Origin of the sequence: Bacillus sp. JJ1566 (genome assembly GCF_036962685.1) — a bacterium.
GTDB lineage: Bacteria > Bacillota > Bacilli > Bacillales > Bacillaceae_L > Ferdinandcohnia.
In genome coordinates, this window is record NZ_JBALOP010000052.1 from 88603 (window position 1) to 98755 (window position 10153).

Annotated in this window: 12 protein-coding genes; 5 read left to right on the top strand and 7 right to left on the bottom strand. The window is 37.6% G+C overall.

Annotation, left to right across the window (positions count from 1 at the left end; genetic code table 11):
* Nucleotides 1-214 precede the first annotated feature (214 nt).
* The gene (locus V7112_RS18835) at nucleotides 215-826 is read right to left on the bottom strand and encodes a biotin transporter BioY (RefSeq protein WP_335422707.1); all 612 of its coding nucleotides are present in this window, start codon (nucleotides 824-826) and stop codon (nucleotides 215-217) included.
* Between the two features lie 295 nt (nucleotides 827-1121).
* On the opposite strand from V7112_RS18835, the gene V7112_RS18840 reads away from it, so the two are divergent.
* Both V7112_RS18840 and V7112_RS18845 read left to right on the top strand, forming a co-directional pair.
* Nucleotides 1122-1889 (top strand): sulfite exporter TauE/SafE family protein, encoded by a 768-nt coding sequence (locus tag V7112_RS18840; protein ID WP_335422709.1) that lies wholly within the window; start codon nucleotides 1122-1124, stop codon nucleotides 1887-1889.
* 91 nt (nucleotides 1890-1980) lie between these two features.
* Entirely contained in the window at nucleotides 1981-2439 is a 459-nt protein-coding gene (locus tag V7112_RS18845) for a helix-turn-helix transcriptional regulator (protein WP_335422711.1), read from the top strand.
* A 150-nt stretch (nucleotides 2440-2589) separates the two neighbouring features.
* On the opposite strand, the gene V7112_RS18850 is transcribed toward V7112_RS18845, so the two are convergent.
* The 3 genes from V7112_RS18850 to V7112_RS18860 all read right to left on the bottom strand — a co-directional run bounded on the left by V7112_RS18850 (nucleotide 2590) and on the right by V7112_RS18860 (nucleotide 4411).
* Nucleotides 2590-2751: a hypothetical protein gene (locus V7112_RS18850; RefSeq protein ID WP_335422713.1), complete on the bottom strand. Its 162-nt coding sequence runs from the start codon at nucleotides 2749-2751 to the stop codon at nucleotides 2590-2592.
* Between the two features lie 116 nt (nucleotides 2752-2867).
* Nucleotides 2868-3299 (bottom strand): hypothetical protein, encoded by a 432-nt coding sequence (locus tag V7112_RS18855; protein ID WP_335422714.1) that lies wholly within the window; start codon nucleotides 3297-3299, stop codon nucleotides 2868-2870.
* Between the two features lie 257 nt (nucleotides 3300-3556).
* Nucleotides 3557-4411, bottom strand: coding sequence for an oxidoreductase (locus V7112_RS18860; protein WP_335422717.1), 855 nt, complete (start codon nucleotides 4409-4411; stop codon nucleotides 3557-3559).
* Nucleotides 4412-4527: 116 nt separating this feature from the next.
* On the opposite strand from V7112_RS18860, the gene V7112_RS18865 reads away from it, so the two are divergent.
* Complete coding sequence (locus V7112_RS18865; protein ID WP_335422719.1) at nucleotides 4528-5130, top strand: DedA family protein; 603 nt, start codon at nucleotides 4528-4530, stop codon at nucleotides 5128-5130.
* A gap of 107 nt (nucleotides 5131-5237) precedes the next feature.
* Complete coding sequence (locus V7112_RS18870; protein ID WP_335422722.1) at nucleotides 5238-5453, top strand: hypothetical protein; 216 nt, start codon at nucleotides 5238-5240, stop codon at nucleotides 5451-5453.
* Between the two features lie 27 nt (nucleotides 5454-5480).
* Here V7112_RS18870 and V7112_RS18875 read toward each other — a convergent pair whose 3' ends face one another.
* On the bottom strand, nucleotides 5481-6050 hold the full coding sequence (locus tag V7112_RS18875; protein WP_335422724.1) for a hypothetical protein: 570 nt from the start codon (nucleotides 6048-6050) through the stop codon (nucleotides 5481-5483).
* A 122-nt stretch (nucleotides 6051-6172) separates the two neighbouring features.
* Here V7112_RS18875 and V7112_RS18880 point away from each other — a divergent pair, with 122 nt between their 5' ends.
* Nucleotides 6173-6730, top strand: coding sequence for a DUF5366 family protein (locus V7112_RS18880; protein ID WP_335422726.1), 558 nt, complete (start codon nucleotides 6173-6175; stop codon nucleotides 6728-6730).
* Nucleotides 6731-6749: 19 nt separating this feature from the next.
* On the opposite strand, the gene V7112_RS18885 is transcribed toward V7112_RS18880, so the two are convergent.
* Both V7112_RS18885 and V7112_RS18890 read right to left on the bottom strand, forming a co-directional pair.
* The gene (locus tag V7112_RS18885) at nucleotides 6750-8612 is read right to left on the bottom strand and encodes a transglycosylase domain-containing protein (RefSeq protein ID WP_335422727.1); all 1863 of its coding nucleotides are present in this window, start codon (nucleotides 8610-8612) and stop codon (nucleotides 6750-6752) included.
* Between the two features lie 205 nt (nucleotides 8613-8817).
* Nucleotides 8818-10029 (bottom strand): MFS transporter, encoded by a 1212-nt coding sequence (locus V7112_RS18890; protein ID WP_335422816.1) that lies wholly within the window; start codon nucleotides 10027-10029, stop codon nucleotides 8818-8820.
* Between the last annotated feature and the right edge of the window lie 124 nt (nucleotides 10030-10153).

The following is a 10153-nucleotide window of genomic DNA, read 5'->3' on the forward strand; positions in this document are numbered from 1 at the left end:
AGAAGTAGCCATGTACTGCAAGAAAGGTCTCACGGTACATGCTTGTGCGAAAACAGGAGAAGTGTGTACTGCAAGAAAGGTTTCGCGGTACACGCTGATAGAAACCAGGAGCATTTTTACACTATAATATTCCACTTATCATTTTCGGATGGATTGCAGCGATCGAGCTATAATAAACATCCCCACGAAAAAAGTCGTGGGGAGTTTTTATTTTTTAAGATGCTTTTGTTGAAATATGATTCACTGAATTTTTGGTTACCGCTCGATAAATTCTTGGAGAAATGAGGGCGGCGAAGATGGTAAAAGCGAGGTCCTTTATAATAAACCAAGCCATAACTGCCCAAGCTGCACCGTAGCTCATTTTTACCTCTAACCAAAAGTTTAATGCAAAATACATATAGTTTGTTCCAATGAAATAGTTCATGAAAAGACCAACAAATGCTGCGAACATGAAGGTTTTTAATGTTGGTGTCCCCTTTGCATGTTCAACCACTTTTCCAGCGAAATATGCTGTTGCAATAAACGATAAAATAAATCCACCCGTACCCCCAATGATTGGTGAAATTCCCGCTTCAAACCCTGAAAAAACAGGTGCTCCTGCAATCCCAACGAGCATATATACGATCATCGAAATAGCACCTAATCGACTCCCGAGTAAAAGCCCTGCTAATACGGCAAAAAAAGTCTGCATCGTCAATGGAACCCCAGCGACCTGTAAAAAAGGAACCATTGAGGTAATGTTTGCACCGATTGCCATAAGCGCCGCAAACATTCCGACATATGTAATTTCAATTGCTCGGATTCGTGGTTTCGAAATTGCTGTCATTTTGTGTTAACCCCCAATTATTTTTAGTTAACAAAATCGTAAAACAAGAATAATTATATGTCAACATAAAAATTAAATGAGTTAACAAATAAAAAGTTGAGTCATATCACTTCGGAAACGTTATAAAATAAATGTAGATGAATTCTATTTTCAATATCCTTTAAAAAGCATACTGTACTCTATTCTAATTGTTATAGTTAAAAAATATTTTTACTGTCCATTGTAAGAAAGATGTGTCAAAAGGGATGTCCTAAAAATATAATGCCCATATCCGAAAATGTTGGGAGCGGTCGGAATGAGTATTGGAATTGTATTAATGGGCCTTTTTGTCGGTTTTTTGGTCGGATTAACTGGTGTAGGTGGAGCGGCATTGTTAACTCCATTTTTAATCCTGATTGGCATTAACCCGCTAATTGCAGTCGGAACAGATTTTGTCTACAACTCAATAACGAAGTTTTTTGGGTCTGTTCAGCATTTTCGGCAGAAAACAATCAATTTTAAACTAGTGAAATATTTGGCTTTAGGAAGTGTTCCTAGTGCAATAATAGCGGTGACTACTTTACATTTTGCTGGGGGAGATAAACTCCTTCAAGGAGAAATTGTGAAGCATGCCCTCGGTTACGTACTCATGCTGGTTGCCATTGCGACCGTGATAAAGACATTATTCAGCTCTCGTTTTTCAGAAAGCTCCTACAGTGTAAAGCCTATCGAAGATAAAGTAAAAGCCACCATACTACTAGGTGCACTCCTAGGTTTTATTGTAGGATTAACTTCTGTGGGTTCTGGGTCGCTATTTGCACTTGCGATGTTGTTATTTTATCGATTACGTGCCTCTGAATTAGTTGGAACAGATATTGCACATGCATTTATTTTAGTTACTGTGAGCAGCTTTTTTCACGTAGGTTTTGGAAATGTTGACTTTCTCTTAGTGACGAATTTACTTTTTGGATCAATTCCTGGCGTAATTATCGGAAGCTCATTATCAGCAAAAGTTCCAATGAAGCCACTACAAACAGTCATAGGGATCATCATTTTTATAAGTGGTTTGAAATTAATCTATTGAATTGCGAATTTGAGGACCTTAGTGTAAAATTACACTAAGGTTTTTGCTTTCTCTCTAAAGAGAAGGTGAATGGATAACATAGGTGATTAACATGGATAAGGAACAATTAACCGAAATGCTCTCTGAAAAAATGAAGCTAATCCGGACTGAAAAAGGATATACACAGGATAAAATGGCTGAGGTTTTGGGTATTTCGAAAAAGACGTTAGTGCAAATTGAAAAAGGAAGGATTCAAGCCGGTTGGACATGTATCGTAGCCGTATGTGCATTATTTCGCGATAGTGAAATTATCCAAACTACATTAGGGGGAGACCCTGTTGATGTGATTGAAATTATTGGACGAAATGGAATCGATCGTGCGAAAGAACGTACCATGGGTGGTAAGTTGTGGTGGAAGGATATCCAACAAGAAGGAAGATTTCGGCTCCAACAAAATATGATTAGCCAACACTATCGCATTTTAGATGATGCCAATTTTAGGTGGTATTCTTCGTTTGATAAAGAGGAGGCCTATAGCAGGCTAAAAGAAATTTCCATTGAATCCAATTAACAAAATGGGGCACAACTTATTTGGCCCCATATTTCTTCTTTTTTGCAGTTTTATTTTTTGAATACGTAGACGAAGTTAAATTATTATTCATTGCTGCTTCTTCATTTAGTTTTTCGTTTTTAGCCATCTAACTTCCTCCATGTATGTCATTTAGTGATCAATCGAAAAACCATCGTAGCGTTCGTTTAGATATTCATTTTCGCCAGTTGCGAAATTTATATTTCGAAGGTCTAGCTCTGGATCAAGCTGATTCACAAGCTGTTCTTCTTTGCTTTGGATAATTCTTAGCGTGTCTCTTTCTCTATCTTCCATTGATTTTACCTCCTCGTGTTTTTATCATGTCCTAAACTTTATAAATTTCATTCTTGTAATTAAAAAAGAACGATAGGCAAATTTTTACCTTCGTTCTCACTACAAATTTCTATCCACTATCGCCATCTTAATGCAATAGTTAACAAACTGGATTTAGAGCCTCCTACACTTGCCTCTAATTTAAGATTTAAACCATCAGGATTAAAGGCAGCTGTTACTTTTGACTGAATCCCTGTTGTTTTTAGCAGTCGATCTACTTCCTTATCATTTGATGCCTGTGCAGCAGCCATTACCTTTTTCGCAAAGTCCCTTGACTCGGCTAATTTAGCAAGTATTAGGCTTGCATCCTTCATTAGAATTCTCATTTCTTCTGCTGATTCCTTAAATAAAGTCGGATCAACCTCGGGTAATTTTCGTAAATATGGGTATGGATAATAAGGTACTGTGTCGGGAAATACAGAATGACTAGTAATATTTGAGAAATAGCCTGGATACAAAACTGTTCTTGGCGGTCCTTGACGTCCATAGATAAACGGATGATGGTACAACGGAAGGCCTCCCTTAAATCAAATGCGCCTTGGCGTTTTTGCACCCAGATTTTTTCGAGCCCTGCTCGAAAATTTTCCTTTGAAAATCTGTGGCATCCGCCGTAGGCTTTAACTTTATTCAGTCGGAATTTTAGCCTCGACTCAAATTGTATGCACTCTTATTTTAGAAGTAGAGAACATCAGCTGAATAAAGTTAAAATTATCTTACAATATATGTTAAATTTATGATAAGGTGCGGCTAATTCGTCACTTAAGCCCTACTTTCTGTCAATGCCTAGCTTCTTTAACACAATACCCTCCCACAGCTTCCAAGGAAGTGAATTCTTAAGGGTAATGGATATTCTTGTCCCTTTTCCTATCGGATAGCGAAGTTTAGGCAAAGTAGGTTTTGCAGCAAGCCTAACGATGAACTTCGCAACTGCAAGTGGGTCTCCGTACGAAGCTTGATTATTTTCAAGGTTTGCTTCAATTTTTTTCATCATTTCATGATAAGGTGATGTGGAAAGCATCGACTTTGCGGCGATCTTTTTTCCACTACTCCAAATATTTGTTTGAAATGAGCCTGGTTCAATCAGTACTACATCGATTCCAAAAGGTCTTACCTCAAGCTGCAACGATTCAGACCAGCCTTCTAAGGCATGCTTCGACGCAACATAAGGGGAGAGGCCTGGAAATCCGATTTGTCCGCTTATGCTACTGAGATTCATGATTTTTCCAGCCCGTTGCTGTCTCATAAAAGGGAGAACAAGCTTGGTTACTTCAATCAACCCGAAAAAGTTCGTTTCAAATTGAGCCCTGTATTCAGAAATTGAAATTTCCTCGGCAAATCCCCCTGTAGCAAATCCAGCATTATTCAATAAAACGTCCACTCGACCAAGAACTTGAAGCGTTAATTGAAAATCCTTCAATGAAACTGTATCAGTCACATCTAATTGACAAAAAAGAAGATTCTCCTCTAATGTTGAGTTTTTTAATTGACTTAGTATCTGTTCTTTTTTATGTAAATCCCTCATGGTCGCGACAACAAAAAAACCCTTTTTCAAAAATTCGATTGAACTTAACAGGCCAAATCCACTCGAAGCACCAGTAATGATCACAATGGGCTTTTCCACGATATTTTCTCTCCCTTAAAATTCAAAAATAGTTTCTAATAATATCCATTTAATTCTATAATAGAATAGGATGAGTATCTATAATTAACTACATACCCGGTGAAGGCGGGATATTATTGAATATAAATGAAGTAGTGTCGATTATTCAAGAACATGGTTATATTGGGCTTTATGTGTGGTTGTGGGTGGGTGCATTTGTGATCCCAATCCCGAATGAAGTCATTGTGTCTACTATAGGTTTTTTTGCAGCAGAGGATGTTTTTGTTCCATGGAGGATTTTTATTGTTACATACTTAGGAATATTAACTGCTGTCACAACAAGCTATGTATTAGGACGCTTCGCGGGACATGCGATGGTTATTTTTCTTAATAAACAAAACAAAACGAGAAGAAAGATCGCTCGAGCTTTATCCATTATTGAAAAATACAACATGTTTGCATTGGCGTTTTGCTATTTTGTTCCGGGCTTTCGCGTTTTGTTTCCGTTCTTATTTGGCTTTAGTAAATTTTCTTATGTGAAATTTGCAACAACCATGTACACAACTATTTTTATTTGGGTTTCGTTGATTTTTTCAGTCGGTTATTTTGCAGGGGAAGAATTCATTAATGCATTTCTTAAATACTACGATATCGTCATTGGCCTAGCTGTTGTGGCGTTGATGGTATTTGTAATGGTTAAAATAAGAAGGAGCAAAAAGCTACGAAAGCTTTCCCACTGAATTCGAATTTCGTATATGAGGGAGGGAAAAGAATAAAATTGTGGGACATTAACATTTGTATAAAAAGTCCTATTGAAATGAATGCTAGTAGCAAGAGGTGAGGTCTTGTGAACGCAAAAAAAGGAATTGTGGCAATCGCTATTTTTGCTTTCTTGTTTATCGGGGCATGGGTGATTCATGACCAAATGAAACGAGATTATGGTAAAAATCAAATAGAAAGCCAGCATCAATTTCAAATACAAACAATCGATTCTACACTAACAGAAGAAACAAACGTCTTCCCAAAATTTAAGCCTCGTGAATATATTCACATTGAACAATAAAGAAAGGATGAGATGAAGCATCCCATCCTACATCACGCTATTGTTTCTTACCATTGGAACTGGAATAGATTTGTTATGGAACATCATGATTAATACAGGCACAACCAGAAGTCCAAGAATAACAAATAGGCTAAATAATAAGTTTGATGTTAACGTGATCCCGGCCGTATGACCCGCATCCATATAGTCATTGAACAGGGATGTTATTTCTTGGTCCTCATGGAAATTTCCTAACATTAGAAATTCCTGGTTGTCGACATCATAATAAAAGAATTCATGCTTTTGGATATAGAAAATACTGTCACGCTTTAATTTATATGAAACATGCCCCACAACGACATTTGCCGTATATGTATCGATTTCCTCTTCGTTTTCTTTCGTCTCCGGATCATCTGTTGTAACCACCTTGGTGATTTCGGCTTCCTTTGAAATGGAATCGACTACCTTTGCGGAGCCTTCAGCATAATAATTGATTTCCTTCAATTTCCCATTCACCGCTTGGGTAAAATCAGATTCTCCAGTAGCACTAGCAGAACTGAGGAAGGTAAAAAACGCTAAACAAGTGACAAGCAACATAAACAAGAATCCCTTTTTCATAGAACCCCTCTTTCCTATATTAGTAGCCTTATACTATATGTATTTTAAAAAAAGAGATTAATACTTAAAAATGTATGTTAAAATCAAAAATGACATTTATATCTAAAATTAGAGGAATCAAAATGAAGAATACATATTTTACAAGCTACTTTCCGCTTATTTCTATCATCCTATTTAGCGTCTCATTCGCGATACTGACTGAATTGAAAACATTAGCTTTGTTAAAGCAGATGGGCGTTTACCGTGGTATGCAGGAGTTCTTTTCACCAACGTGGATTAATTTTGCAATCTTCTTTGTGTTTTTCCTACTCTATTTTATGGTGTTTGCTGCCTTAAAATTAATTGCCAATACATTGCTCGAGCTTTCCCTTTTATTTTTTACAAAGGATAACAGTGGTGAAAGCTTGAGGAAAATACGGGCGGGGTCTTTTTTCTATCTAGGAGGAGGGACTCTTTCACTAGCTTTTGTTCAATCCTTTTATGGGATTGTGTTAGTGCTTTTAGTAGCTACACTTGGCTATTTTATTTTTTTCGTTTATAAAATTCAGGGCACTTTAACCTTTGGTGGATTAATTGGGCTTGTCTTTTTCCATACCCTTAGCTGGTTTACCTTTTTTATGACGGTAACTTATGTTTGCATTCAGCTTTACAACAGTATAATCGCAAGTTTACCAATCTAAAAAAGCGAGCCCCTCATCATTAGTGGCTCGCTTTCATGATATCCTTCCAAATATACATTTGAGGTTTGCGTGACTCCATATAATAAATGCTTTTATTTTGATCATTTCCAACCCAAACACCAGCTGTGTATTGGTCAGTTAGACCGATAAACCAAAGGTCTTTTACATCATTCGTCGTGCCAGTTTTTCCACCAATATAACTGCTTGAAAAATAGGCTTCTTTACCTGTTCCCGATTTAACAACATCCTCAAGCAAGCTTCTTACCTTTTGATTAGCAGAATCACTCCACACCACTACAGGTTGTTCATCCCATTCATAAAGGATACTACCTTGTAAATCAGTAACCCTCGAGATTCCCCGAGCTTGAATAAATTGACCATTGTTTGCAAATGTTGCAAAGGCATTTGTCATCTCCAATGGAGACATTCCATAAGTAAACCCACCAATGGCTGCTGGTAAACTATGGTCTTCTTTAACCACATTCGAAAAATGAAGCTTATCTATATATGAAAATCCATGCTCAATCCCCATTCGTTCTAATAACCGAACAGCAGGGGTGTTGTAGGAATATTTAAAAGCGGTTTGTAAGCTGACATTTCCATATTGACCGCCCCCATAGTTTCGCGGGCAATAACCGTTTTTACAATAGTTATTGGCATTAATCGTTTGTGAAATTGAGGCATTCGTTTGGTCGAAATAAGGTGCATAAACAAGCAATGGCTTAATCACGGAACCTGGTTGTCGAAAAGCTTGAAAAGCGCGATTGAACGAAAACTTTTCATAGTTTTTCCCGCCTGAGATAGCGACGATTTGATTTGTCGTATTGTCGATAACGGCTGCTGCTCCTTGAACATTTGCATAGGGTAAATAGCGTTGCAAAGCATTTACAGTCTCTTGTTGTACATGCGAATTTAACGCCGTTTCAATGATTACTCCAGACCTGAGAACCTCTTTTACCCTTTTATCAAGTCCTTTTTGAAGCTCCTCCATTTCGCTGCCAGTCGCTAAACTAAGCTTTTCATTGTAGCCTTCTTTTTCAGCTATTAAATCTTCAAACTCTCGATAAATATAGGTTGTGTAATCTGGATATTGGTCGATACTTTCACTCAACGCAAGCTCAATCGGTTCCTCTATAGCACTTTCATATTCTTCAGATGATATTTTTCCAGCCTCTACTAAACTTTGTAAAATACGTTCTTGTCGTTCTTTCGTATTAGAAAAATTCGTAATAGGGTTGTAGAGGGATGGATTATTCGGGATTGCACATAAAAACGCTATTTTTGCTAGTGTCGCATCCTTTATAGACTGATTAAAATAAAGCTGGGATGCCGTTTCAATGCCGTATGCACCGTTTTGAAAATAGATGGCATTAATGTACAGCGTTAAAATTTCCTCTTTAGTCAGAGTTCGTTCTAATTGATACGAATACAAGAGTTCACTTAATTTCCGGTTATAGGATTTTTCATTTGTTAAATAGAGATTTCGTGCAAGCTGCTGAGTGATTGTACTGCCACCTTGGTCAATCGAGTCATTTTGTAGATTGATGAGAGCGGCCCGCCCAATTCCGGAAATATCAAATCCGACATGTTCATAAAAATGCTGGTCTTCTATTGTAATAAACAAATCCTTCACAATTTGCGGAATCTCATCAGCAGGAAGTATCGTTCGATTTTCACTATGACGGATCTCTGAAATCACTTTTCCTGTGCCGTCCTTTATATAGCTAGTTTGTGTCAACACTACATTATCGATTGGAATTCTCTCATCTAGTACAGCGGAAAAGCCTTTTGTAGCTTTCAATTCGTCATGCACTTTGTATACCATAAATAAAAACAATGCCAAAAGAATAAAGGTGATGAAATACCCTGTTTGTCTTCTCATAAAAACACTCTCTCAAAGATTACTATTCTCTTATTATATATAATCAAATGCGCCTTGGCGTATTTGCGCCAGATTTTTTTCCAGCAAGCTTGAAAAATTTCCTTTGAAAAATCGTGGCATCCGCCGGAGGCTTTAACTTTATTCGGTTGGGGTATTAAAACCCTGACTGAATATAGTTAAAAACAGGTGGCGAATGCCATCTGTTTTACGCAGCCTTATGAATTGATTTTTGAGAATGTCTTCCAACACTTTGCCATAAAATAATTGCCCCCGCTAAAAAGAGCCCACTTGTTACAAAAAAGACGGTGGAGATACCGAAAAAACCACTGAGGATACCACCGGATATGGGGCCAATCACATTTCCTAAAAATCGAAAACTGACATTATAGCCTTGAACTTCACCTTGCATAGAAAGTGGTGCAACCTGGCGGATATAAGCCGTCATACACGGAATTAAACCACCAACTGCCATGCCGAATAAAAATCTACAAAGAACAAGCTGCCAAAGCTCATTTACAAGGCCTTGCGGGATAAACATGATCGAACAGGCAAGTAGAAGGAGTGTTAAAATCTTTTCATGACCAATCCGGTCACCTAATTTACCCCATTGCCTCGTAAATAATAAATTTCCAAATCCAGTCGCTGAAAATGCCATTCCAGCTAAAAACACAATATTACTACTGTCAGTTAAATGTGTAACATATAGTGCTAGTAAAGGCTGAATACTGAAATTGGCTACCTGGATTAGGGTTGATATAAGCATGATGGTTAATAAAACAGGATGCTTGAAGATATGAACTAAAACTTCTTTCCGTGTGTATTTTTTGACGGCAGTACTCGCTTCATTTACCCGTACCTCTTTTATTCCAACAGCAACTAGAAGGACTGCACCTAAAATCACCACAGCCGTAAGGACAAAGGTATACTGAAAACCAACTGCATCTGCAAGCAATCCACCAAATAATGGACCAAATAATGCCCCTGATACATTTCCCATTTGAAGTGTTCCTAATGTTTTTCCCGCAATTTCTTTCGGTGTTTGTGCGGAAATGAGGGCAAGGGAGGTAGGGATAAATCCGGTAACTGCACCCATGAAGAGCCTTAAGAAGAATAATTGCTCAACTGTGTTCACATATCCCATTAAAAAGAGACTCACGGCAATGCCTGTTCCCGTTATGATTAGAATCTTTTTGTAACCATTCCTGTCACCAAAACGTCCCCAAATCGGTGAAATAAAAAAAGCTGTGACAAAGGTTGCTGCGAAAACCAAGCCGGCCCACCGTTGCACAAAGCTATCTGAGTAATCTCCAAAGGTTTCGATGTATAAAGACAAAAATGGCATAATCATTGTTGCACTAGCTGCAACAAAAAAATTGGCAAACCACATGATCATGAGATTACGCTTTGCTGTTTGAATAAATAACACCTTCTCAATTCGAAAATTTCGGTTTACTAAATATTATAAAATATTTTATTAATTGAATCAAATACGTCTTGACGTATTTGCCCCGATTTCTTTAGGCACACGAGGTGGGTCACAA